Below are 25,549 nucleotides of genomic sequence, written 5' to 3' on the forward strand. Positions count from 1 at the left end.
CGCATTACTGACGCGCTTCTTCGTCGATCACCGACCGATGACGCGTCTCGGGCATCAGCACGTACGTGAGCAGCGACACCGCCGCGCACGCGCTGACGTAATAGAAGAACCACGATTCGTGGCCATCGTGCTTGAAGCGCAACGCGAGATATTCGGTGGTGCCGCCCATTACCGACGACACGACCGCGAACGGCAGTCCGACGCCGAGCGCCCGAACCTTCGCTGGAAAAAGCTCCGACTTGACGAGCCAGTGAATCGACGAAAAGCCACTGAGAATGCCGAGCGCCGCAAGATTCAGCGCGAACGCCGTGAGCGCGCTATGGGTCGCGCCGAGCGCGTGCATCAGCGGCACCGTCAGGAACGTGCCGCCCACCCCGAAGATCATCATGACCGGACGCCGTCCAATCAGATCGGACAACAGGCCGAAGAGCGGCTGAAAACCCATGTAGATCACGAGCGCCACGAGCGCCACGAGCGCGATCAGCGTCGCCGTATCGCGGCTGAAGCCCGTGGTGTTGACCATGAACTTCTGCAAATAGATTGTGAACGTGTAAAACGCGACTGTGCCGCCGACGCTGATGCCAATCGTCCACAGCGTCTGACGCCGATGCTGGACCAGCAGCACCAGCAGACTGCCCCGCTCTGTCTGGGTCCGTGCGCCGGCATGGGCGCCGCCCTCGCGCTCGAACGCGTCGGTCTCCGCAATGCCGCGGCGCAGATAGAGCGCAAACACGGCCAGCGCGCCGCCGATCGCAAACGGAATGCGCCACCCCCACTGTTCGAGTTGCGTGGGCGTCAGCACGAGCCGTTGCAGGATGAGCATCAGCGCGAGCGCCACCAGTTGCCCCATCACCACCGTCACCTGGACGAAGCCGACAAAGAAGCCGCGCCGGCCCGTCGGCGCCATTTCACTCAGATAGGTGGCGCTCGTGCCCGCTTCGCCGCCCATGCTGAAACCTTGCAGGAGACGCGCGCAGACCAGCACGGCGGGTGCGGCCACGCCAATCGACGCATACGTCGGCGTCAACGCGATGATCAGCGAGCCGACACTCATCATCGCGACCGAGACGCTCAACGCCACGCGCCGGCCCTGCCGGTCGGCGAGCGCGCCGATGGCCCAGCTGCCGAGCGGCCGCACGATATAACCGATCGCCGCGACGGCCGCCGCGTTCAGGAGTTGCGCGGTCTGATTGCCGCCCGGGAAAAAAGCCTTGCTGAAATAGATCGAGAAGATCGAATACGCGAGAAAGTCGTACCACTCGATCACGTTCCCCGCGCTGCCGCCGATAATCGACCGCAACCGTGCGCGCCGCGCGGCGGACGTGGCGGGCAATGTGAGCGTGTGCGCGGTGGCGGCCACGATGGCTCCTCAGGCAACGGTCGCGAGAAGGCGCGCAAGCTCGCTTGCGTCCGGTTGATCTTCCGCATGCATCACCCAATCGACGATGCGCGCGATTTGCCGTGCGTCGATTCGATGCGCGGCGAGCTTTCTCATCTTGCCGACGATATCCCCTTCGCTGGCGAATGCGTGTTCGCTGCCGCGCTGCGCCTCGACCGTTTCTTCGAGCCGCGTGCCGTCGCGCAGCAGCACCTCGACGCGCACCATATGCCGCAGCATCGAACCGCGCGCGGTGATCGACGGATCCTCGACCACCTGCACGCGATCCGCCAGCGCCATGCGCTCAGGGTCCGCGACCTTGTCTTCGGTGAACTGGTCGACGAATACGTCGCCTTCGAGCAGTAGTGTCGCGACACAATACGGCAGATTGAGTTGCGCCGAGGTCAGCCCCTGCGGCACATATTTCCAGCCCACATGGTCGACCGTCACGCGCGAACCATGCACGACGATCCGTTCGATATCGTCCGGACCGAACGGATGGCGCGCCTGCATCGCGCGGATTGCGTCGAGCGTGGTGTGATTGCTGCCTACGCACGAGTAGAACTTCAGCGCGATGCGCATGGTCTCGAAGCGCTCGCCGAGACCATCCACGAGTTGCGTCAGATCGAAACGGTCCGACGATCGCGAGAACGTGCTGCAGAATCCGCCGTACGGGTTCTCGAATACGTCGACAATCCCGGTGAAACCGTTTTGCGCGAGCAACGCGCCGTACAAGCCGCTTTGCGCGGCGCGGCCCGCATGCATGCGTTTGACCATCGCGCCGAACTGCGCGGCCATCAGCCCCGCCGACTGCGTGCCGCCAATGCCGAGCGCGTGCACCGTCTGCTCCGCATCGAGCCGCAGCGCGGCTGCCGCGCCCGCCGCGGCCGAGAATACGCCGACCGTGGCCCCTGAATGCCAGCCTTGCGCAATGTGTTCCGGTCCCATGCACATGCCCACGCGCGGCCCGACCTCGTAGCCCGCCACGCAGGCGCGCAGGAAGTCGCGGCCTGTCATCGGCGCATCGGCGGACAGCAACTCGGCAACCGCCAGCACGGGCGGCAAGGTCACCGCGCCGACATGCAGCACACCGACGCGATGCACGTCGTCGAGTTCGAAACTCTGGATCAAGGTGCCGTTGACGAGCGCCGCGTGTGGCGCGGACAAGCGCAACGGCATGCCCCACACGTGGCAACCCGGCGTCGTATCGACGCGCTGCAAGGTATCCGCAAGAATGCGGCTCCACGGCAACCCGGCACCAAAGATCGCGCAGCCCAGTGAATCGAGGATCAGCAGTTTGATGCGCGCGCGCACCTCGTCCGGTATCGCCTCATACCGCAGGCCCGCGACGAATGCGGCCACGCCGCCGGTATAAGGGTTTGTGCCTACGTCGTTGTGCTGGTTCATCGGTGTGGGTGCCGTCTCGGGTGTAATCGCGCGTGCAATCGCGCGGATTACGTTGCACGGAAATGTCGTGCATTCAGTATCCCCACCCCGGACGCGTTTGTGAATTGCACGCGACGTGATTATTATTGCGTCACATGCAAGAGTCAGCGGGGTGCCGATGAACCGTTTTCCGGGTGTCGATCTGGATGCATTGCGAGCGTTCGTCGCGGTCGCGTCGCACGCCTCGTTCAACGACGCGGCGCTTGAACTAAACCTCTCCGCTTCCGCGTTGACGCGTCGTATCAAACGGCTCGAGGAAGCGCTCGATACCCTGCTGTTCGAACGCACCACCCGCAACGTCGCGCTCACCAGTTCCGGCGAATTGCTGTTGCCGCGTGCACAAGGCGTGCTGCGTGAGCTCGATGCATCGCTCGAACTGGTGAGCGAAGCCACACGGATTCGCACCGGTCAGTTGACCATCGCGTGTATTCCGACGGTCGCCAAATTCATGCTGCCGAAAATCGTCAGCAGTTATCACAAGCGGCGTCCCGAGGTACGGCTCAGACTCATCGAGGCCAACCTCGCGACCGTCGTGCAACGTGTCGCGATCGGCGACGCGGAGTTCGGCATTGCGTTTCTCGTGAACGAATCGCCTGAGCTTGCAATCGACGAACTGCTGGTGGATCCGTACGTGCTGGCGTGTCCCGCCGATCATCCGCTCGCCGCGAGCGAACATGTGACGTGGCCGGAGTTGCGGCCATGGCCGTTGATCGTCTCGGGTACGTCGAGCGGTAACCGGCGCATGCTCGACGCCGCGTTGAGAGATATCGACTGGCGCCCCGACCGGCTGATCGAGATCGAACATCTGACCACGTCATTGGGGCTCGTCGAAGCGGGTCTCGGTATCTCCATCATCCCGCGCTGCGCAGCGCCGCGCGATGCGCATGCGCGCATCGCAATCCGGCCGCTGGTGGATCCGACCGTGGCGCGAACCATCGGTTTGATTCGCCGGCGCGATGCCGCGCTCTCGCCGGTTGCGCGTGATTTTCGGCTCGCGCTGCGCAGGATGGCGCCGTTCGATTCGTCGATTCTGCACGAACCTGCCTGAGCGCATCGGCGCGTTGCGCCGAAAACCGCGTCACACAGTGGACGGTTGCTCCGTGTCGTACAACCGGTCCGGGATGAACAACGCCGTCACGCCGCTCAGGAAGAAAACCGCGCCAACCACCAGAAAGCCAAGGCCGATGGAGAACTGTGTGGCCAGGTAGCCGATGACAATCGGCGCCGCGCCCGAGCAGAAGCGGCCCAGGTTGTAGGAGCCGCCCACTGCAGTCCCGCGGATGGACGTGGCGAAACTCTCAGACATGAACGTACCGATCGTGCCCAGTGGTACGCCATAAAGAAAGCCAAAGAAAAGCATGAGCACGGCAATATTCTCGCGCGTATGCCAGAAGATGATCACCGGCAAAAAGAGCGCGGCGCCCACGCAGCCGAGAACATACACGCCGCGTCGGCTCCAGCGGTCGCCCAGCCAGCCGGCGAAGATTTTACCGATGAAGGCGACGACGTAAGTCCCAATCATGTATCCCGTCAACGAACTGAACTTGAGATGCAGTTCTTTTTCGAGGTAGGTCGGGAGCCAGTTGTTCAAGCCATAGAAACCGGAAAGAATGAAAATCGAGGCGAGGGTCCACAGGATGAACAGCAGGCGCGTCTGTCGATTGCTGAAAATCACGTGGTAGCGGCTGTCGCGCCATTGACGCGGGCTCTTCGCGGCGACGTCGCGGCTCGCCCGCCAGCTTGCCGGTTCGGGCACCGCAAACTTGATCGCCAACGCGAACACCACCGGCAGCGCCGACACGTAGTACAGCGTGCGCCAGCCGTAGTGGGGCAAAATCCAGCTGCTCAGCGCGATAACAACGATGTAGCCGGCCGAAATACCCGTTTGCAATGCGCCAAGAATCAGCGAGCGCCGCTCCGTGGGCACGTATTCGGCAACCAGCGTGGTGACCAGCACCATGCAGCCGATACCCAACGAACTGATGAACCGGACAATCGCGAATTCCAGAAAGCTGTGCGTGAGCCCAAGCATCCCCGCGCCCAGCGAGAACAACGCCAGCGCCCAGACCACCACCCTCACCCGCCCCACGCGATCGCTCAGCCAGCCGCCGACAATCCCGCCGACGGCCATGCCTAGCAACGTCAAACTGCCCAATGCGCCGGCCTCGACATTGCTCAGCCCGAAGTCGTCCTTGATTCGCGTGAGCGTCAGGCCGTACATCATGACGTCGGCGCCATCGGCCATTAGCGCAAGATAGGCCAGGATGAAGACAAGCAGCCAGCGGCCTTGCGATGCGGAGGTTGGGGTCGTCGGCGACGCTGTCGCAACACGTTGGGTTGTGGTCATGTCAGAGAGCAGTCGAGCTGCCGGCGGATATCGTGTTGCCCGGAATGAGAGCGGGAGCGAGGAACGAACCGATCAGCAACCCCAACTCTTCATGTCTCGCGGTGTACCACCCTTCCTGATGGGTCAGGTTCATCGTGCCGATGCACACGCCGTCGTACGCGATCGGGATGTTCAGTATCGATCCGAGACCCATGCCGGTTATCACGGTGTGGTCGTCGAACGCTTCGCGAATGCCTTGCGGCGTCTGTGCACGAAACGGCTTGAGATCGTGCAGTATCTGTTTGGCCCACGGGGTGCCGTGCTTTTTCTTGCGTCCGCCCACCGGATAGACGTCGGGCATGTTCGTGTAAACACGCTCGACCTCCTGGTGTTGTGCATCGTAGGACATGATCGTGAACAGGCCGAAGCCGATGGTGCTTGCCGCCACCTCATGAACGGCACGGAAAATCTCCATCGGCTGACCATTCAGCCGTACGGCTCGCGCGAGATATTCCAGATTGGAAATGCCCAGCGTTTGCGACGCTGGCGGCGCAGTCTCGATTTGGTTGCCTTGCATGATCTGTATTCGAAGTTGGTCAATCACAGCATTCAGCCGCGGAGTTCAGTGGAATTGAGCGCGCCTCGAAGGTCCTGCGTACGCCCGAATTCCTCGGCCTCGATATCTTCGAGCGAGCGGTTGCGCGTCTCGATACCCAGGAAGAAAACCACACACGCCCCAATGAGCAGAACCGTCGTGGTCATGGCGAACACGCCAAGGAAGCCGAACACGGGATAGACCAGGCCGACCAGAATGGGCGCGCTCACCGAGCCGATGCGGCCAAACGAGGAGGACGATCCGGTACCCGTCGTGCGAACCGCCGTCGGAAACACTTCCGGGGTGTACGCATACACGCCCGCGAACGCGCCGTTCATGAAGAACGACAGGCAGATGCCCGCGGCCATGATGCTGAGTCCGGTGTGAGAGAACGCCAGCGCGATCGCCGCGATGCCCCCCAGCAGCATGTAGGACGCGACCACCCCTTTCCGGCCGATCCGTTCATTGAGCCATGCGGCCGTGAAATAGCCCGGAATCTGCGCCCCATAGATCGCGATGGAATAGCCAAAGCTTTTCGTCATGGTGAGCCCCTCTTTGAGGAGCAGGCTCGGAATCCAGGAGAAGAACGAGTAGTACGCGAACGCAACCGAGAACCACATGAGCCAGCTCACGGCCGTGGAGCGCGCGAGTCGCGGCGACCACAACGTCAGCACGTTCTGCAACGCGCTACGCTTTGCGGGCACCGATGCCGATGCGGGCATCACGCCGACGGAGGCGACCGGCGGAAGATGAATGCCCCGGTCGGTAAACCACGACTCGATCGTGGTCACGATACGATTCGCTTCATCCGTTCGGCCCTGGCTCTCCAGCCATCGCGGCGACTCGGGCAGCGTCCTGCGCCACCAGAGCAGCATGACGACGGGCAGCGAAGTCACCACGGCCAGGTAGCGCCAGCCATCGACGAAATTTCTCACCACCACAAAGCCGAGGATGGATGAACTCAGATACCCGAACGACATGAAGCCGACCAGCGCGCCGCAAAACATCCCTCTGTAACGGCGCGGCACGAATTCCGCCAGAAACGGCGCGATCACCACCGTCTCCGCGCCGGACCCAAAACCCGCGACGATGCGTAACGCGAAGAACGTGTGCCAATCCGTGGCGGTGGCACTCGCGAGCGACGCGATGCAGTAGATCGCGAGCGCCGACATCATGATGCGGCGACGGCCGATCAGATCGGCGAATACGCCTGACAGGAAGGCCCCGAAGAAGTAACCGATATAGGTACTGCTCGCGACGAGGCCTGTCTCGGCGCTCGTCAGATGCCATAGCTTGCTCACGACCGGCAGCAGGAACGCAAGCGACGACGAATCGAGTCCGTCGAACAGATACCCCAACCCACCGATGAGCAGGAGTTTCCGGTGAAGGCCCGATAACGGGAGTCTCTCAAGACGAGCGGCTACGGCAGACACGGTAACGTTCTCCCTGAAGGAATGGACGCGATCTCTGGAACGCGAAAGTTATCGCCCGACCGCATAGGCCTGCATTTGACGAGGGGTCGCGGCGCCACGCATCAGACCGTTTCTGATGCCGACCGCGCAAACCCGGCCCAACGCCCAGGGTTCGGCCACAGTCAGGTCGTGGCCACGCGCGCGCAACTCGGCCAGCGTGCTTTCCGGAAAGCGCGACTCGGCGGACATCTTGCCCAGATGCATCGAGCGCGGGTAGAACGAACCCGGAAAGTGAGCGGTCTGGAACGAAGGCGAATCCGCGGCGGCCTGGAAGTTCATACCGGCGTGCACGTGTTTGAGGAACAGCTGGATCGACCATTGATCCTGCTGGTCGCCACCGGGCGTGCCGAATGCCGCGTAGGGTTTGCCTGCGCGCGTGACCAGCGTCGGCGACAACGTGGTACGCGGACGGCGCCCCGGGCCGAGCGACGAGGGCAAGCCCTCTTCCATCCAGAACATCTGCGCGCGCGTGGTGACGTTGAAGCCGAGACCGGGCACCGCGGGAGACGCCTGCAGCCAGCCGCCCGACGGCGTTGCCGACACCATGTTGCCCCAACGGTCGACGACATCGAGATGGACCGTGTCGCCGCGCAGTTCAGGCAAAGGCGCGAACGTCGGTTCGCCCTGGCCGAAACCGCCGGACTGTTCCTTTCCAGCCAGCGCCATGATGCGCGCGGCCCGCTGCGCACTATCGCCCAGCGTGCCAGGACGGAATTCGAGTGACGCGCGATGCGGGTCGATCAGCCGGCGACGTTCGTCGTTGTAGGCGTCGCTCAGCAGCACATCCATGGGTACATGCGCAAACGCGGGGTCGCCGTAGAACACCTCGCGATCGGCAAATGCGAGCTTCGAGCACTCGATGATCGTATGGACGAAGTCCGGTCCCAGCGGGTCCATGGCCGCGAGATCGAATCCCTTGAGCAGCGCGAGCTGCTGGAGGAACATCGGCCCCTGGCCCCAAGGTCCGGTCTTGTGAACACGAAGGTCCCCGTAGTCGTACGAAACAGGGTCTTCATAGGTCGGCTCCCAGCGCGCGAGGTCGCCGGCATCGAGCAGGCCGTAATTGCGCTGACCCGAGGTGTCGAGAACGGGCGTCGAGCGGAAATACTGGTCGATGGCGTCCGCCACGAAGCCGCGGTAAAAGACCTCCCGGGCGCGTTCGCACTGCTCGGCGCGGTCGCTGCGGACGTTCGCTTCGCGCAGAATGCGCTTGTACGTGTTGGCGATCGCCGGGTTGGCGAACAGCTGGTTTGGCATGGGCGCGTCGCCGTCGCGCAGCCATTGCTCGGCCGAGGTTGGCCATTCGGTCCGGAAGAAATCCTTGATCGCGAGGATCGACGAAGTCATGCGCGGCAGTACCGGGTAGCCGTTTTCCGCATAACCGATCGCATAGCTCAACACGTCCTCGAGCGGCAACTGCCCGTAATCGCGCAGCATGGTCATCCAGCCGCCGAATGCGCCGGGCACGACGGCCGGCAACAGTCCCGTACCCGGCACGACCTCCAGACCCAACTTGCGCATCCGCTCGATGGTCATGGTCGCCGGTGTCACGCCCTGCCCGCACAGCACCCGCACGCGGTCTTCGCGCGCACTGTAGAAGACGACCGGCAGTTCGCCGCCAGGACCGTTCAGATGCGGCTCGACGATCTGCAGAACAAAACCGGCGGCGGCGGCTGCATCGAATGCGTTACCGCCTTTCTCAAGAACGGCCATGGCCGATGCACTGGCCAGCCAGTGCGTGGAGGCCACCATTCCGAATGTGCCGATCAGTTCCGGGCGGGTTGTAAACGACATGCGCGACTCCTTGTGCAATCTTCGGTGATTGGTTCCTGAACCAATCACCATAGGTACGAGCTAAACAGACGACCAGAATGGGGGTAAGACTTATGAACTTCCCGGATGCTAACCCGAAAGCTCCTTGCAACATAGCGGATCAAAAAAAATTCTGGAATCCGCGCGTCAGAGCGCGGCGCTTCTGTTACCGTTGGTACCAATTCTCATTGGTTCAATCATTGGTTCGCTCATTGATTCGGTTAACGAAAATGGAAAACACGGCACTGGACGGTCTGCTCGGCTATATCGCCGACCATCAACTCAAAGACGGCGATGCGCTGCCGCCAGAAAGAAAGCTGGCCGACGACCTCGGCGTCAGTCGAAGGGAACTGCGCGCGGTGCTTGCTTCAATGGAAGCGTCGGGCCGGGTCTGGCGCGGTGTCGGGCGCGGCACCTATCTCGGCGCACGGCCGCTGAAGTTTGGTCCCACGCTGCGTGGACTGCGCGCGGGGACCAGCCCGGCGGATATCGCTGAAATGCGGCTGCTGTTCGAGCCCGCGCTTGCAGAACTCGCCGCCACGAAAGCCAGTTGGGACGATCTGCTGGAACTGGAAAAGTGCGCGCGGAAAAACGCTGCCTCGAATAACGACGAGGAATGGCAGCAATGGGATCACCGATTCCATTTGCTGATTGCCCAGGCCACCCGCAATCCCGCCCTCATCGCGCTGATGGAAGTCATCAATGGCATGCGCGTCAAACCCGACGTGCGTACCAAAACGTCCGCTCAGGAGACCCGGCACCATTTCGCCCAGCAGCACCAGGCGGTCGTGAATGCCCTGAAATCCCGTGATGGAGAAACAGCGGCCCGATGCATGCGCGAACATTTGCTGAACGTTCAATTGCGCGCATCCACCAAGGTGAGCGGCCTCGCTGATCAACAGGCGTGAAACGGTACGCCGGCGACGGCATGTCTGACGGCGGTGCGTCATCGCATGTGCATACCACTGCCAATGACGCACCGCCCGCGCCTTCATGCCTTGGCGCCAACACGCCAGCGAAGCGCGCCGGGTGGAATCAATTGAGCCGCTTCAATTCCCCGTCATCCGCATACCAGTCGACGGTTTTGCCGCTGGTATTGATCGTCACCGCGCGCGGCTCGCTGAACTGATCGAACGATTCGACCCCCGTCTCGCGTCCCACGCCGCTGTTCTTGAAGCCGCCCCACGGTGACGCCGGATCAAGGCGATGGTGATCGTTGACCCACACCATGCCGAATTCGAGCTTGCTTGCCACCCGGTGCGCACGCGCCACATCCTGTGTCCATACGGAAGCCGCGAGGCCGAACTGCGTGCCATTGGCGATGCGCAGCGCGTGCGCCTCGTCGTCGAACGGCATCACGACGGTCACGGGCCCGAACACTTCATCCTGACCGATCTCCGAAAGCGGATCGACGTCGTACAACACGGTCGGCTCGATAAAGAAGCCCTGTTTCAGGCCGGACGGCACGCCGCCACCCGTCAGCACCTTCGCGCCAGCGGCCTTCGCACGGTCCAGCATCGCGAGAATGCGCTGGCGCGAGCGCTCGGAAATCACCGGCCCGAGTTGCGTTTTCACATCGGCGGGATCGCCCACGCGAATGCCGGCCGCCTTCGCACGGAAGCGTTCGAGAAACGCCGCATAGATCGACTTCTGCACCAGAATCCGCGCGCCGCATACACAGGTCTGTCCCGCGCCGATGAAGGCCGCGAACGCCGCGCCGTTCACCGCGCGCTCCATGTCGAAGTCGTCGAACAGCATCACCGCGCCCTTGCCGCCGAGTTCGAGCGTCGTCAACGCGAAGCTACGCGCCGCCGCTTCGCCAATCGCGCGGCCGACTTCCGTGCCGCCCGTAAACACGACCTTGCGAATCAGCGGATGCCGCGCGAGCGCCGCGCCCGCCTCGCGCCCTTCGCCGTTCACCACGTTGACCACCCCCTTCGGCACACCGGCTTCATCCAGCAGACGCACCAGGCGCACTGTGGTCAACGGCGTCTGCTCGGACGCCTTAATGACGACGCTATTGCCCGTCGCGAGCGCGGGCGCAAGGCTCTTCGACAGAATCATCAGCGGATGATTGAACGACGTCATCAACGCGACGACGCCGAGCGGCACGCGCTGCGTGTAGCACAGGTACGGCCCTTCGATCGGAATCACGTCGCTGCGGCGCGTCAGCGCAAGCGCCGCGAAATAACGGTAGAACTGCGGCAGACGCGAAATCTGCGCGCGGGTCTCCGAGATCGGCCGGCCGTTATTCAATGTTTCGAGCTTGTAGAACTGTTCGAGGTCCGCTTCGAACAGATCGGCGAAACGGTTCAGCACGCGCGCGCGTTGCTGGATCGACATGTCGCGCCACGCGCCGCCTTCGAACGCGCGATGCCCCGCGCGCACCGCACGGTCCACATCCTGTTCCGACGCGGCCGCGAGCGCGCCGATCACTTCGCCTGTCGCCGGATTGACGATGTCGAGCGTGCGGCCGGTGTCGGCGTCGGTCCATGCGCCGTCGATGAAGAGCTGCGCATCGAAATGTTGGGGGTTCACGGTGTCCATAGAGATCGGTTCCAGGTGGTTCACTTGAGAGGCGAGGCATGATGCGCGTCGCGGCGCGTCACGTCGCGTGTCTGTAGGTCAGCGGGTTGCAGGTCTTCGAGACGCTGACCGGTCGGCTCGACGCCGAGCCACGCAACGACGACGATCTGGATCGCGAGCAGGCCGATCATCAACGCCAGCACACCGACGATGCCGTGCTGCGCATACAGCGCGACGACGATAAACGGCGTGACGATCGTCGCGCCGCGGCCCAGCGTGTTGCAGAGTCCCGATGCGCGCAGCCGGACTTCGGTCGGAAAAAGTTCGGGTACGTAGATCGCGAACAGCAGCGCCACCAGCACGTAGATCGGAATGGTCAGCAACAGGCCGACGATAGGCAGCAGCAGCGGATTCGAGACGAACGGATAGATCGCACCGAACACGATCGCCGCGAGCGACGCGCCGATGATGGTTGGCTTGCGGCCCCACGAGTCCGCCGTCAAGGCGCCGATTGCGGAGCCGATTGGCGCGCCGAGCGACATGACGAGCGCGAAGCCGAACGACCTCGCGATGCTGAAGCCCTGATGCACGAAAAAGGTCGGCAGCCAGGTGACAAAGCCGTACAGCAGCGTATTGATGACCACGAGCGTCACGCAGCCGACGATCATGCGTTGCAACATCGTGCCGCTGAACAATGAGCCGAACGACAGCAAGATGGCAGCCGGCCCAGACGTCTTTCCGGCCGCAAACGGCGGCAACGGTTGGCCGCCGCGCGCGTGCGTGACCTCGTCTTCGATGCGCCGCAGGATCGCGTCGGCCTCTGCATGACGGCCAACCGAGTCGAGCCAGCGCGGCGACTCGGGCAGCGACTTGCGCGCATACCAGACGCCCAGCGCGCCGATCCCGCCCAGCACAAACATCGCGCGCCAGCCGAATGCCGGAATCAGCAGCAAGCCGATGAGCCCCGCCACCGGCAAGCCGGACACGACGAACACGGCCATCAGTCCTTGCAGCTTGCCGCGCTTTTGCGGCGGCACGAATTCGGTCAGCGTCGAATAGCCGACGACGTTTTCCGCGCCGAGCCCGAGACCCATCACCAAGCGGCACACGATCAGCACGCTCATAGTCGGCGCGAACGCCGCGCCGAGCGACGCCAGTCCAAAGATCGCAAGATTCGCCTGATACGTGAAGCGGCGGCCGAAGCGGTCGCCGAGAAAACCGGTGCCGAGCGAACCAAGCATCATGCCGAGAAAGGTCAGCGACACGAACAGTGCGTTCTGGCCGAGTGTCGAGAAGCCGGTTTTGAGCGTTGCACCGAGCACGGTCGACGCCACGTAGATGTCGAAACCGTCGAAGAACATGCCGATGCCGATCAACCACATGATGCGCCGATGAAATCCCGACATTGGCAAACGATCGAGCCGCGGCCCTGCGTTGACGTTCATGTCTGTCTCCCATGCAAGATGGTCTGTCAGCGCGCTGCGCGAACCGAACCATCCCGCGAAGTTCGCTTGCACCGCCATGCACTGCAATACTTCAACCTGCCGATACGCTCACACTCCGCGACCCTGCATCAGCCGCAGACTCGTGACGGTCAGCATGTCCGTCGCGCTGCGGAAGTTCTGCTCGATCGGACTTTCTTCCGCTGCCTGAAAGAACGCCTTGCACTGGCGCGCGCCCGCGTCGTCGAGCGCGAGGATGCGCTCGGAGAGCGCGTCGGCGTCGCTGCACAGCGCAGCGGGCTCACAGACCTGCGTGATCAGCCCGGCCTGCAACGCGGCCGCGGGCGTCAGCGGGTCGCCGAACAGCACCATCGGAAACAGCGGCTTCGGCAACGCGTAGCGGCCCACGTAGGCCATGATCGCGGCGGGCGGCAAGCCCTTGCGCATCTCGGGAAACGCAAGCGTTGCGCGCGACGAGACCAGCGTGAAGTCGCACAGAATCGCGAGTCCGAAGCCGAAACCGTGCGCATCGCCTTGCACTTCCGCGATCGAAATCATCGAGGTGCCGCGCACGAGGCGCTTCAATTCGATCAGCCGCGCGACTTCCGCCCGGATCGACACCGCGTCGCGCCCGGCGCGTTCGCGTCCGGTACAGAACACGTCGCCGTTCGCACGGATGCGCAGCACGCGCGCGCTCGGCTCAGCAGCTTCGCTGCGTAGCGCGGCCATCATTGCATCGAACATCGCGCCGGAAACCTCGTTGCCTGCATCCGGGCGGTTCAGCGTAAAACTCAGCACGTCGCCGGTTCGTTCGATCAAAACCGGCTGCGGCAATGGACTGCGATCCATAACGGCTCCACATAGAGGCAACTGAAGTTGTATAATCTGTATACAGCGTATTCACATGATCATGAGGTGTCAATGCCTTCCCGCAAAACCGCGCTCAAAACCCACGAAACCGCCGCCACACCGAAGCCCACCAAAGGTGCGCAGGCAGGCGCCCATTCGCTCGACAGGATCGCGAGCAAATATCACTCGCGCATGCGCACGGTGCATGCATCCAGCGATTCACTGAGCGAAGGCGTGGTGGTGCCCGCGTTGCGCGAGGCGATCGTCGAAGGCGTGCTCGCGCCGGGCAGCCGCCTTTCGGAAGTGCAGGTCGCCAACCAGTTGAACGTCAGCCGCACGCCCATGCGCGAGGCGTTCGCGCAACTCGAACGCGAGGGGCTGGTGACGGTGTTGCCGCGCGTCGGCGCGTACGTGCGCGCCGTGACGCTGCGCGATGTCGAAGAGATTTACACGGTGCGCGCAGCGCTCGAATGCCTTGCCGTGCAACTGGCGTCGGAGCGCATCACGGCGCTCGGCACCGCGCAACTCGACGACGTGATCGAAGCGATGCAAGTGAGTGTCGCTGCCGACGATCCGCCGGGTTATGTCGATGCGCTAGACCGCTTCTACACCATCGTCATGACGATCGCCGACAACCGCACGCTGCAGGACAGCCACGCAGGCTTGATCGGACCCGTGCGGCGCGTCCGGCGCATTGCGATGGCGCGCGGCGGCCGTATGCAGGCGTCGTTCAGTCAGTCGGTCAAAATTCGCGATGCCATTGTGAACCACTCGCCGAATGTGCAGGATCTGATGCGCGAACAGCTGGCCGGCGCGTGTCGCGCGGCGCTGGACGTGTTGAACGACGCAAGCGAATAGTCGAGGAAACCAGTCATGCTCAATACGCAAACCGCCCGTATTCTTTCCCGTTATAAAAGCTGGGCCGACACCGTGCTCTTCGACGCTACCGGTGCGTTGCCACCCGATGAAATCGTCAAGGTCCGGCAAACGCTGTTCAAAACGATGATCGGTACGCTAAACCATAACTATGTGGTCGATCTGATCTGGAAGGCACACCTCGAACGCAAGGACCACGGCTTCACGGCGCGCAACGTGGTCGTGCACGCTGAACTCGACGACCTGCGTCGCGCGCAACAGGAGATGAACGCGTGGTTCGAACGCTGGGCCGATGCACAGACCGACGCGTCGCTGGCTGAGGAACTGTCGTTCGCGTTCATCTCCGGCGAGCGTTCGACGATGTCGCGCGGCGCGATGTTCATGCACCTCGTGAATCACGCTTCGTATCATCGCGGGTGGGTTTGCGAAATGTTCTTCGACGTTCCCGCCAAACCGCCCACTACCGATCTGCCTGTTTTTCTCAAGACCCACCCGGAGTCCGGTTTCGCGCGCCCCTCGCACGAGTCGCACGATCTGCCTTAAAGGTTTTCAATTTCCTGTCGATAACCCTACTGAAGCCGGTGGCCGCGCAGAGGACGGCCATCATCCGCCGAAAACAACAAAGCACCGGACTATGACCACCCTATCGTCATTGAACGCAAGCCTTCCTCCGGCGGTGACGCCGTTGTCGAACACGGGGAACAGCCTTGCTGCGACCGTCCGCGCATCGCAAGGTGCCGACACCGGGACCTCGTCGACGATTGTCACGATTCCTTCGCTGGTCGTCGCAGCGCCCCTGCTCTATACGCAGCAAGGAATCCTGGCAGGTGTGGAACCGACCGTCACCTGGGCTCAAAGCAACACCGACGCCGTCTCTCTGGTGATGGCGGTCAATTACACGTCCGGCACGACCGCGGGGCAGTTCAACAACCTGGGAAGCGCGCTGCTCGATCGCTTCAAGACGACCGATAGCGATTTCTCGCAGTCGGTCACGGTCGGTTCGGCGGATGCAAGCGGTGCAACCGGTGGTGTGGGCGCTTCGTCACACGGTCCGCAAGACCATATCAGGCTGACCATTCAGACCGCGAGTGGCGTCGAGGTCGACATTAAAATAGATAGCGGGGACGGCACGCTAGGGGTCAGTGTGCAGAGCGGCGGGACGCTGAGTGACGCCGAGCGTAGCGCGCTGGCCAAGCTCGCCGACGGCTTTCAGAACGCGATCGACGGCCTTAGTGCTGCCCCGCCGAAACTCGATCTGAGCGGTCTGACGCAGTTCGACCCGTCGGTATTGGCGTCGGTGGACATGCAGTTCAATGTGACTGGCGCTGGGCAAAACAACATCTCAGCCGAATTTTCCCAGAACAGCTCAGCGAAAAGCGTGAGCCTCACGGACTCGGCCGGCACGGTGAACCTCAAAGTCGATACGAGCGATTCCGCAATCTGGGGATCGGGCGCGCAACGCGATCAGGCCATCGCAAGCTACCTCGCGCAATTCGACAACGCCAATGCGAAAGGTCACGGAAACAAAGAGCTGATGTCGATCTTCAAAGACGCGTTCACGCAAATGAACAGCGATTATGGGGACTCGACGCAACAGCTTCCCGGTACGGCGTATGCGCCGTGGCTCGCGCAGTCGGACCAGGCCATGTTGACGGGTCTCGGCGATTTCTCCGCCTCGATTACGGATACTGCGGAGTCGTCAAATCCATTGCTGCCCAATCAAAAGGATACGTTCTCCTATCAGGTCTCTCAAAGCACCAGCACCAAGGGCGACCTGATGAACGGCGCGATTTCGCAGAACCAGCAATCGCATCTGCGCGCAAGTTATCACGAGGCGCTATCCGGCGGTCCGGTCGAACTCAGCTTGTCGCCAGAGTCACAGAACTACAACTACATACAGATCAGTGACGACGCAAGCAGCACGGTCAAGATCCAGACGGAACGCGGCAACCTGATTCTGGCGACGCTGAATCAGACGTCCAGTCAATCCATCCGCCAATCTCAATACGTGAGAGGCATGTTGACGTCGGATGTCACCACGCCATCGAGCACGACCACTTCGAAAGATCTGCAGGCGTTGCTGACACCTCTCTTTGCGGATAACGAGGCCGAACAGAACACTCCCGCGTGGCAACAGGCGCTTTCGCGCATCCACGGAATGATTCTGCTAAACGCGGGCGCAAACTGAAATAGCCGGCGGCAACGGACACCGGCACAGGCTTCGGCGCAATGCTGAAGCTTGTCGGCCGAGGCTGCTCGCCCGTTGGCGATGACGCGATAGCCGCGCTTCAAACACACCTCAACCTTCAACTACTCCTCACTCATCGCAAAGCCAGGCCGCGGGAAGCGCCTATAAGGAGAACTGTTTTCTGCGCAAGTGTGTTTTGCGCGGACATCCTCAGTAAACGAGCCGCTTTCAATCGCAGCCGCAGAACCAGATAGATAAAAAATGCCATTTTGATGACAAACAAAATTTCTATGCGTAGAAATATTCCTTACTAGTAATTCTATTGAAAGTTCCCATTCACGGGAGATAAATACACCGACTCGATAATCCCCTGTCGCCTGCATATATAGATGGCGCAAAAAGAAGCGGTACATGCAACCTACAGGGGCACCCCACAATGCCGGTAAATCCAATAAAACGTACTACTCCACTTCTAACTTCGATCGCGGCAGCCTGTGTACTGGCAGCCTGCGGTGGCAATAGCGACAACACGCCGTCGGCGCCGACCACGACAATCTCGGGCGTCGTCGCCTCTGCCGGCTTCGTGCCGGGCAGCACGACTGGCGATCCGACGCTCAAGGCTGGCTACTACGTTGGCGCCACTGTGTGCGTCGACGCGAACGGCAACGGCAAGTGCGACGGCACTGAAACCATCGCGACGACCGAAGCCACGGGCCATTTCACGCTGAAGACCAGCGGCACCGGCCAACTGATCGCCGATGTGAGCACCAAGGGCACCAACACGGCAACCGGCGCCGCCGCGCCGAGCCATATGATCCTGCGCGCTTCGGCAGCGCAGCTCGCCGACCAGGGCGCGACGAACGTCGTGATCAGCCCGATGTCGAGCGAAGTGCAGCGTCTGGTTGAAGCCAACGCCACGACCTACGCAACCGAGAAGGCCAACCTCGCGACGCGCCTGAGCGGCCCGGGTGTAGCCGCTTCGGCAGCGACTGTCGCGGCCGCCGACGTGCTCGGCGACGTGAACAAGCTGTCGGGCGCCGAGCAGTCGGCGGTCCTCTTTGAAGACAATGCACTGACGAACCGCTATACGTACGCGACGACCAAGCTCGATCGCGGCGACATGTTCCCGGACAACCTCGCGGTTGCGGGTGGCGATCCGTCGCTCGTCGGCAACACGACGCTGACCGCGCAGACCACCGTTGTGCCGACGCAGAAGCAGGCACCGATCACGTTCGCACAGTCGCAGCAAGCTGCGTTCAACGTCGAAGGCATTCCGCGCTATGACGCGGTGTTCATCGTCATGCTCGAGAACCGCTCGATCGGTACCGCGACGACCACGTCGGGCTCCACCACGATCGGTATCGAAGGCCCGGGCGACGCGCCGTTCATCGCCGGCAACCTCGATTTCACAACGGGCAAGTGGAACCAGGCTACGACCTATTACTCGACCGGCAACCCGTCGGAACCGAACTACACCGCGCTCGGCGGTGCGGACGACTGGGGTATCACCGACGACAACTGGTGGGGCTGCGGCGTAGACGCTTCCGCACTGAAGGACGTCGCGTTCCCGGGCGGCAAGGCATCGGACGGTCAGCCGCTGGTGGCGACGTCGGCTGTTCCGGCCAACGCGAACGGTGACCTGACCGGCTTTGGCACGTGCCCGACGGGGTCGACCGCTGCGCACAACATCGTCCAACCGAACCTGTTCACGCAGTTGTCGGGCGCCGGCCTCGCATGGCGCACGTATAGCGAGTCGATGAACCCGGGCCAGGATCCGCGTACCGACAGTATCGCTGACGCGGCCGTCGTGGCTGGCTACACCGGCATCGCGGGTACCGCCACTGCCGGCCTGACCAGCCCGGCTCTGAAAATGCCGTCGGCGCTGTACAAGACGAAGCACCACCCGGGCATGGCTTACCAGACCGCACGTTCGCTGCCGGAATTCTTCGCCAGTAACCGTACGATCTTCGGTACGCAGTACGCTTCGGCGCTGCAGAACACGTCGGTGTACCCGGTTCCGTCAGGCTACAACGTGGACCAGTTCGATACCGACCTGCAGAGCGGCGACGTTGGCACGGTCAACTTCGTGGTTCCTGACCAGTGTGACGACATGCACGGCACGGGTAACGATCCGACCTGTACCGGCGACGCCCTCGTGAAGCGTGGCGACGCGTACGTCCAGCAAGTGGTGACCAAGATCCAGGCTTCACCGATCTGGAACAACCCGAAACGCCATGTCGCGATCGTCGTGATGTTCGACGAAGGCGAAGGCAGCTCGACGTCGTGCTGCGGCTGGAACCCGAGCCAAACGTCGGCCGCCGAACCGCTCACGTTGACGAACGGCAAGTACACCCCGACGACGACCGTGCAGTACGCCCGTGGCAACCACGGTCACGGCAACTCGATCTTCGGTGTGGTCACGAACCATGGTGCGCAGGGCATCCAGGACAGCGACGCGTACAGCCACTTCGCACTCGTGCGCACGCTGCAGGACATGTTCCAGCTCGCCGATCCGGCACCGGGCCAGGAATCCACGTACATCGCCCGCTCGAAGTACACCGAGAGCTTCATCACGGCGAACATCCTGAACCTGCCGGAACTCGCGGACAGCGCCGATACGCACTTCGACTCGGTCCGTCCGATGAACCATGCGTACATCACGCCGGCGGGTTACACGCAGAGGCTGAATCCGGTCGACATCGTCGGCACGCAGGAAGCGAATCGCCAGCCGGGTCCGGACAAGACCCAGACCAACATCTGGACGATTCAGTAAGTTTCACGCACACGGGGAAAGGGCCCGCCCTTTCCCCGGCCTGAAACCATCGCAGCTGCATGCCGGGGATGCCTTGTGCATTACCCGGCACTTTCATTGAACCTTTCGCACATTTTCCCGGCCGCCTCGCCTCGTGCGACTGCGGGGTTGCCCGGAAACTGACTTACCTTGCGAAAACAATATCAACCATGCGTACGCTATCTCTTGCTCTAATCTGCTCCGTTTCCGTGATGCTGGCCGCCTGTAGCGGCGGCAGCTCGTCCAGCAGCGACGCGTCAAATCCATCATCGGGCGCCTCGGCGCCCGCAGTTTCGACGTTAAGTCAGAAGGCCCAGCTCGGCCAAACGATCTTCTTCGACAAGACCCTGTCGAGTAACAAGAACATGTCGTGCGCGACATGTCATGACCCGGCCTACGCGTACGGGCCACCGAACAGCCTGTCGGTGCAGCTCGGCTCCGACCCGTCTCAATCGGGTGTGCGCGCGGTGCCGTCGCTGCGTTACAAGGCGATGACGCCGCCGTACGACGACAACGCGACGAACCCGGACGGCGTCACGCAAAATGCGCCCGGCGGCGGCTTCATGCTGGATGGCCGCGCCACGACACTCGCCACGCAACCGGCGTTTCCGCTGCTGAATCCGATCGAGATGAACAACAGCTCGCCGGACGCCGTCGTGAAGTCCGTGCAGAACGGACCGTACGCCGCGCGGTTCCAGCAGGTGTACGGCCAGGGCGTGTTCGGCAATACGATGACTGCGTTCAACGACATCGGCGACGCATTGCAGCAGTTCCAGATCGAGGAGCCGTCGTTCGAGACGTACTCGAGCAAGTTCGACCTGTATATCGGCAACAAGATCGGCGGCACGCTAACGGCCGCCGAGACGCGCGGTCTCAAACTGTTCAATGACACCGCGAACGGCGCCGGCTGTGCGGCCTGCCACTACGCGGGCGCCAACTTCCAGGGCTCGGTCGCCTTGATGACCGACTTCACGTACCAGGCGATCGGCGCGCCGCGTAACGACGCGTCGATCCCGAACAACACCGATCCGGTTCCGGCCAACGCGAACGCGTCGTTCGTCGACATGGGCCTGTGCGGACCGTACGCGACGCTTCACATTCCGGGCTCCGCGACGAGCGGCGCCGGTCCGGATTCGTTCACTGGCGTCAATGTCCCCGATCCGTATTGCGGCCGCTTCAAGGTGCCGACGCTGCGCAACGTCGCGACGCGCTCCGTGTTCTTCCATAACGGCGTGTTCCACTCGCTCGTGCAGGTGATCAATTTCTACAACACGCGCGACACCAACCCTGAATACTGGTATCCCAGCACGGGCGGCGACGCCAGCCACCCGGTGACGAACCCGTCCTACGCGCTGTTCCCGACGGCTGCGTCGGGTGCGACGGCTCAACCCTTCAACGATCTGCCCGCGGCTTACCAGGGCAATATCGACGAAGAACTGCCCATGGGGCAAGGCCAGACTGCCGCGGGTGGCACGACGGCGGCCGACGGTGCCAAGCCGCGCCCGGTTCATTCGACGCCGCAACTGACGCAGCAGGACATCAGCGACCTGGTCTGCTTCCTGAACACGCTCACCGATGGCTATCAACCGCCCGCCACGCCGCCCACCAGCGGCTCCTGCGTGAACTGATCCCGATGATCCTCGTACGCGGCCTGCCCTTCTTGGCAGGCCGCGTGCCTTGTCTTATCCGTACCTTAGCAACCTAACCAGAGTAACTAAAACCATGACGCGACGTTCCACCGCGGCCCGCCTTGCTTGCGGCGCACTTGCCCTGAGCGCCCTGACCCTGTTCGCCGGCTGCCACGACAAGAGCCAAGACGTCAGCCGCGAGAATTTCACGGCGACCATCAATGACTTTCTCGCCCAGCGCGGCCACTTGTGCCTCGCCAAATACGACTGGCCGATCTACGTAACAACGGACGACGTCGCCGCCGGTACGCGCGACGCGGTACAGCTGCCGGTGCTCGAGAAGCTCGGTATCGTGACGGGTAAGGACATGGTGGTCGAACGCACGGACCCCGCCAACGGCAAGAAGATCACCGCGAACGCCCGCCAGTACCAGTTGACAACCGAAGGGCAGAAATACTATCTGCACATTCCGGAAGTCGTCGCGACCGCTACCTCGCGCGTCACGCACCCGGCTGATTTCTGTGCAGCCACGCTCACGCTCGACAAGGTGGTGGGTTGGGAAAAGCCGATGCAAGTGGAAGGCAAGACCGCCACCTCGGTCGTCTATACGTACAAGATCGATCCGGCTCCGTGGGCCAAGGATGCCGATGCACAGCGCGTGTTCCCGATGATCAAGCGCGTGATCGAGGGCGCGGGCACGATGCAGTTGCGCGAAGGCGTGCATCTGACGTCGAAGGGCTGGGTCGCCGACGAAGTCTTCGTGCGCTGAAACGCTGCACGCGGGGCGCGCGTTTAGCCGCCCCGCAGAGGTCGTTATGCCGCCGGGTTACGCCGGCGTTATATCTGCGTTATGCCGGGCTACGCCTGATCACGCGGCACGAAACGGCGCGTGCGGATCCATTTGGTGGCCACCCACTTCTCGCCCGTCCGCAACGGCGTGCTTGCATGCAGGGAACTCGGATCGGAGAGCCCGAAACGGTTGCCGTATTCGAAATAGAGCGCCTGGCCACGCTGCGGCACGACCGACCATCCAAGCTGGGGGAACACGGTTTCACCGCCGCCTTCCACATCGTTCAGATACATCAGCAGCGTGCCCACGCGTTGCCCGCTACGCGTGATCGACTCCTGATTCGCGGGGTTGCCCGGAATCAGATAATCGACGTGCGGCGTCGATTCGGCGCCTGCTTCGTAGTGCAACAGTTGCAGGCCTTCGCCGTTCTCGGCCGGCAAACCCGTGAGCTCGGCGATGCGCGCTTCGAGGCGGGCGATCAGTGGCGTCTCCCCCAGTCGAAAAAACATCCCTTCACTGCTGCGGTGGCCGGCCACGACATTGCGGCCGGTGACGGGATCGACCACGGTCGAATGATTCAGACGCGGCCGTGCGAGTGCGATCAGTTGCTCGCATTCGTTCGCACTCAGAAAATCGTCGAGCAGTACCGCGGCGGGCCGCTGCAGCCGCGCAATCACGCGCGTCTTGCGCTCGCCAAGCCGGATCAGCGGTCCGTCCGGCACGCGCAGCGGCTCCGGTTCGTAAGTGACCGGCGCGCCGCCGATTTCGAGCGTCTCGCCCGGCAACGGTATGCCGTATAAAAAAGAGTTCGAGACCGCATCGACCATTGCCGTTGCAAGTTCGATCGCATTCTTTTGATTGACCAACTCGCGCACAATGGCCTGCGGAGAAACACCGCGCGTGAGATTGTGTGCGATCCAATCGCGCACTTCGGCGGGAAAGTTAACGGTGATGGACATCGGACTGTCGAGTTATAAGCTGGAAGCTTCGATTATCCAATGGAATCGATGACAATCCGGTTGGCGGAGTTGATCGGGCCGCACACTAACGCACTCGATCAAAAAGTGGCGAGGCCAGGCTGGCAGCCGCGAGTTCATTGGCAGCCGCCACAAGCGCAGGACCGAGCGCCGTCATGCGCTTCTCCGTCAATCTGACCGCCGGCCCCGCAATGCTGATGACGCCGATGGCCGGGTAACCCCGTCGTTGGACCGGCGCGGCCATCGCCGTCATCCCCGGTGCGAACACTTCATAAATCGTTGCGTAGCCACGCTCGCGAGCGGCATCGACAAACCCTAGCAACGCCTTCACGGTGGTCGGTGCGTTGGGTCCGTACTGCTTCGGCTTGCCGAAGCCCTGGCGCGTGACCAGTTCGAGCGCCCGCTCGTCGGTCATGGTCATCATCCAGGCGTGACCGGTTGCACTGCACGACAGAATGGTGTCCATCCCCATGTCCGGGTCGTAACGCAGGCCCTTCAGTGCGCCCTGCGACTTGGCAACCCACGTCAACCTGTCGCCATCGACGATCGCCAGCCGTACGAGTTCTCCGGATGTTTCCGCCAGACGGTCGAGCATGGTTTGCGCAATGTCGATGATGCCGGAGGTCGCGAGATAACTGAGACCGAGCCCCGCGAGCTTGGTGGTCAGCACATAGTCGCCGTGCTCACGGAGTTGACGGATATAGCCGCATTGCTTGAGATCGACGAGCAGCCGATGGCAGGCGCTACGCGGGATCTCAAGTTGATCCGAGATCAACGCGAGTGGCGTTCCTTCCATCTGTGTCGCAAGAAACTCGAGCACCGCCATGGTTCTTTCGGTCACGCCCGGCACGGAGACTCCTCTCAACTCAATAGAGCAAGCATGATTGCATAATGCGAAACCGAATTCCAGCATGGAATGGCGTCCCACCGGCGCTGCTAATCTGTGCGGCATGCGATCTTGTCGAGTGCTTCACCGCGCGCACGGCATGAGACGCAGAACAAAAGACGGGCCGCACGCGCCCGACATGACACGGGCCACCGGAACGCGGCGCCGACACAGGTTTGGAACAGGAGACACCATGGATCAACAATTACGCCAACCCGCGCAGCAGGCGATGCGCACGCGTGCGGTGACCGCCGCGGCCATCGGGACCGCACTCGAATGGTTTGACTTCACGCTATATGGCGCGCTGGCCGCGACCGTGCTGCCCAAGCTGTTTTTCCCCTCGATGGATTCGACCTCCGCGTTGCTGGCATCGCTTGCCACATTCGGTGTTGGCCTCGCGGCGAGACCGCTTGGCGCCATCATTTGCGGTCACCTTGGCGACAAGCTCGGACGGCGCAATCTGATGCTCGGCACCGTCACCGTGATGGGTGTCTGCTCGATGATGATGGGCTTCCTGCCGACCTACGCGAGCATCGGCGTATGGGCGCCGCTGCTGCTGGTTGTGCTGCGCATCCTGCAAGGTTTCGCGCTGGGTGGTGAATCGACGGGAGCGCAATTGATGGCGATCGAGCACGCCAGCCCCGATCGCCGCGGCAAATATTCCGGCCTTCTCGGCTTGTGCTCGCCGTTCAGCCAGATCATGGCCAACGGTGTATTGCTGGCCCTGTCATCGACCATGTCGGCGCAGGCATTCGACGAGTATGGCTGGCGCATTCCGTTTGTGCTGAGCTTCATTCTCGTGATCGTCGGCATCTATATCCGGCTGCGAGTCAGCGAGACACCCGCGTTCGTCGCGCTCCGCAAAACCGAAGTCGCCCATGTGGGCAGTCCGCTGCGCGATGCACTGCGTCTTCACTGGCGCACGGTGTTGCGATGGATGCTGTTCTTCTGCGGCCCTGCGGCAATCTTTTATCTGATCGTCGTGTTCTCGTTGAGTTATGTCACGAAAACGCTGGGCGTGCCGAAACAGACGGGCTTCCTGTTATTGATGGGCGCGAACGTGTGCGCGATCGTCGGTGCGCTGGCCGGCGGCATGCTGAGCGATCGGATCGGCCGCAGGAAAGCGCTCGCGATCGGCTCGATCGCCACCCTGCTCATGCTGTTCGTGTACTTTCAGATTCTCGATACGAAGAGCTTCGTGCCGATGCTGGCAGCAATGGGCTTCTTTCTCGGTTTCACCCAATTCCAGAGTGGCATTCAGCCGGTTGCCTTCGCTGAAGCATTTCCAACCAACGTGCGCTATTCAGGCTCGGCGCTTGCCTATACCGGCGCGAATCTGGTCGCCGGGGGGCCGATGCCGGTTCTCGCGGTCTGGCTCTTCGCCGTTTGCAACGGCTCGCCGTGGGGCGTGGTCGCGGTGTGCGTCACGTTCAATGTCATCTCTCTCATCGCGATCCTCACCGCGCCCGAAACACTGGGTATCGACATGAACCGGGTCGACTCTGCCGAAGAAGTCATTGGCTCATCGGAGCACGTGCCGACCCGGTCCCATTCTCACTGAAACACA

General features: G+C 62.5%; 20 protein-coding genes. 9 read left to right on the plus strand and 11 right to left on the minus strand.

The genetic code is table 11. The features are described 5' to 3' along the window. Positions 1–4 precede the first annotated feature (4 nt). On the minus strand, positions 5–1,360 hold the full coding sequence (locus PQR53_RS01800; protein ID WP_408450853.1) for an MFS transporter: 1,356 nt from the start codon (positions 1,358–1,360) through the stop codon (positions 5–7). A 9-nt stretch (positions 1,361–1,369) separates the two neighbouring features. Next, the gene (locus tag PQR53_RS01805; RefSeq protein WP_408450854.1) at positions 1,370–2,785 is read right to left on the minus strand and encodes an MmgE/PrpD family protein; all 1,416 of its coding nucleotides are present in this window, start codon (positions 2,783–2,785) and stop codon (positions 1,370–1,372) included. A gap of 157 nt (positions 2,786–2,942) precedes the next feature. On the opposite strand from PQR53_RS01805, the gene PQR53_RS01810 reads away from it, so the two are divergent. Then, on the plus strand, positions 2,943–3,872 hold the full coding sequence (locus tag PQR53_RS01810) for a LysR family transcriptional regulator (RefSeq protein WP_408450855.1): 930 nt from the start codon (positions 2,943–2,945) through the stop codon (positions 3,870–3,872). A 30-nt stretch (positions 3,873–3,902) separates the two neighbouring features. Here the strand turns inward: PQR53_RS01810 and PQR53_RS01815 are convergent, their stop codons facing one another. The 4 genes from PQR53_RS01815 to PQR53_RS01830 are packed head-to-tail and all read right to left on the minus strand — an operon-like array spanning position 3,903 to position 9,011. Continuing rightward, positions 3,903–5,171, minus strand: a complete 1,269-nt coding sequence (locus tag PQR53_RS01815) for an MFS transporter (protein ID WP_408450856.1) — start codon at positions 5,169–5,171, stop codon at positions 3,903–3,905. Between the two features lies 1 nt (position 5,172). Then, a complete protein-coding gene (locus tag PQR53_RS01820; protein WP_408450857.1) occupies positions 5,173–5,727 on the minus strand; it encodes a GAF domain-containing protein in 555 nt (184 codons plus the stop codon). Positions 5,728–5,759: 32 nt separating this feature from the next. Continuing rightward, on the minus strand, positions 5,760–7,178 hold the full coding sequence (locus tag PQR53_RS01825) for an MFS transporter (RefSeq protein ID WP_408450858.1): 1,419 nt from the start codon (positions 7,176–7,178) through the stop codon (positions 5,760–5,762). A 48-nt stretch (positions 7,179–7,226) separates the two neighbouring features. After that, a complete protein-coding gene (locus PQR53_RS01830; protein WP_408450859.1) occupies positions 7,227–9,011 on the minus strand; it encodes a gamma-glutamyltransferase family protein in 1,785 nt (594 codons plus the stop codon). A gap of 248 nt (positions 9,012–9,259) precedes the next feature. Between PQR53_RS01830 and PQR53_RS01835 the strand changes: the two genes are divergently transcribed. Continuing rightward, the gene (locus tag PQR53_RS01835) at positions 9,260–9,937 is read left to right on the plus strand and encodes a FadR/GntR family transcriptional regulator (RefSeq protein WP_408451157.1); all 678 of its coding nucleotides are present in this window, start codon (positions 9,260–9,262) and stop codon (positions 9,935–9,937) included. A 127-nt stretch (positions 9,938–10,064) separates the two neighbouring features. Here the strand turns inward: PQR53_RS01835 and PQR53_RS01840 are convergent, their stop codons facing one another. From PQR53_RS01840 to PQR53_RS01850, 3 genes are all read right to left on the minus strand, one after another. Next, positions 10,065–11,576, minus strand: a complete 1,512-nt coding sequence (locus PQR53_RS01840; protein ID WP_408450860.1) for an aldehyde dehydrogenase — start codon at positions 11,574–11,576, stop codon at positions 10,065–10,067. A gap of 20 nt (positions 11,577–11,596) precedes the next feature. Continuing rightward, on the minus strand, positions 11,597–13,000 hold the full coding sequence (locus tag PQR53_RS01845; RefSeq protein ID WP_408450861.1) for an MFS transporter: 1,404 nt from the start codon (positions 12,998–13,000) through the stop codon (positions 11,597–11,599). Positions 13,001–13,108: 108 nt separating this feature from the next. Continuing rightward, a complete protein-coding gene (locus tag PQR53_RS01850; protein ID WP_408450862.1) occupies positions 13,109–13,846 on the minus strand; it encodes an enoyl-CoA hydratase/isomerase family protein in 738 nt (245 codons plus the stop codon). A gap of 72 nt (positions 13,847–13,918) precedes the next feature. Here PQR53_RS01850 and PQR53_RS01855 point away from each other — a divergent pair, with 72 nt between their 5' ends. The 6 genes from PQR53_RS01855 (at position 13,919) to PQR53_RS01880 (ending at position 22,098) form a co-directional block, all read left to right on the plus strand. Then, entirely contained in the window at positions 13,919–14,704 is a 786-nt protein-coding gene (locus tag PQR53_RS01855; RefSeq protein ID WP_408450863.1) for a GntR family transcriptional regulator, read from the plus strand. A gap of 15 nt (positions 14,705–14,719) precedes the next feature. Beyond that, positions 14,720–15,265 (plus strand): DinB family protein, encoded by a 546-nt coding sequence (locus PQR53_RS01860; RefSeq protein ID WP_408450864.1) that lies wholly within the window; start codon positions 14,720–14,722, stop codon positions 15,263–15,265. Between the two features lie 91 nt (positions 15,266–15,356). Then, the gene (locus tag PQR53_RS01865) at positions 15,357–16,910 is read left to right on the plus strand and encodes a hypothetical protein (RefSeq protein ID WP_408450865.1); all 1,554 of its coding nucleotides are present in this window, start codon (positions 15,357–15,359) and stop codon (positions 16,908–16,910) included. Positions 16,911–17,346: 436 nt separating this feature from the next. After that, positions 17,347–19,683, plus strand: coding sequence for an alkaline phosphatase family protein (locus PQR53_RS01870; protein ID WP_408450866.1), 2,337 nt, complete (start codon positions 17,347–17,349; stop codon positions 19,681–19,683). 188 nt (positions 19,684–19,871) lie between these two features. Continuing rightward, complete coding sequence (locus tag PQR53_RS01875; protein WP_408450867.1) at positions 19,872–21,329, plus strand: cytochrome-c peroxidase; 1,458 nt, start codon at positions 19,872–19,874, stop codon at positions 21,327–21,329. Between the two features lie 94 nt (positions 21,330–21,423). Continuing rightward, a complete protein-coding gene (locus tag PQR53_RS01880; protein WP_408450868.1) occupies positions 21,424–22,098 on the plus strand; it encodes an SEN1982 family lipoprotein in 675 nt (224 codons plus the stop codon). A gap of 89 nt (positions 22,099–22,187) precedes the next feature. On the opposite strand, the gene PQR53_RS01885 is transcribed toward PQR53_RS01880, so the two are convergent. Continuing rightward, positions 22,188–23,078: a 2OG-Fe(II) oxygenase gene (locus PQR53_RS01885; protein WP_408450869.1), complete on the minus strand. Its 891-nt coding sequence runs from the start codon at positions 23,076–23,078 to the stop codon at positions 22,188–22,190. A gap of 85 nt (positions 23,079–23,163) precedes the next feature. Next, entirely contained in the window at positions 23,164–23,946 is a 783-nt protein-coding gene (locus PQR53_RS01890; RefSeq protein WP_408450870.1) for an IclR family transcriptional regulator, read from the minus strand. 229 nt (positions 23,947–24,175) lie between these two features. On the opposite strand from PQR53_RS01890, the gene PQR53_RS01895 reads away from it, so the two are divergent. After that, a complete protein-coding gene (locus tag PQR53_RS01895; protein WP_408450871.1) occupies positions 24,176–25,543 on the plus strand; it encodes an MFS transporter in 1,368 nt (455 codons plus the stop codon). Positions 25,544–25,549 lie beyond the last annotated feature (6 nt).

Source organism: Paraburkholderia fungorum, assembly GCF_046027605.1.
Lineage (GTDB): Bacteria > Pseudomonadota > Gammaproteobacteria > Burkholderiales > Burkholderiaceae > Paraburkholderia > Paraburkholderia fungorum_F.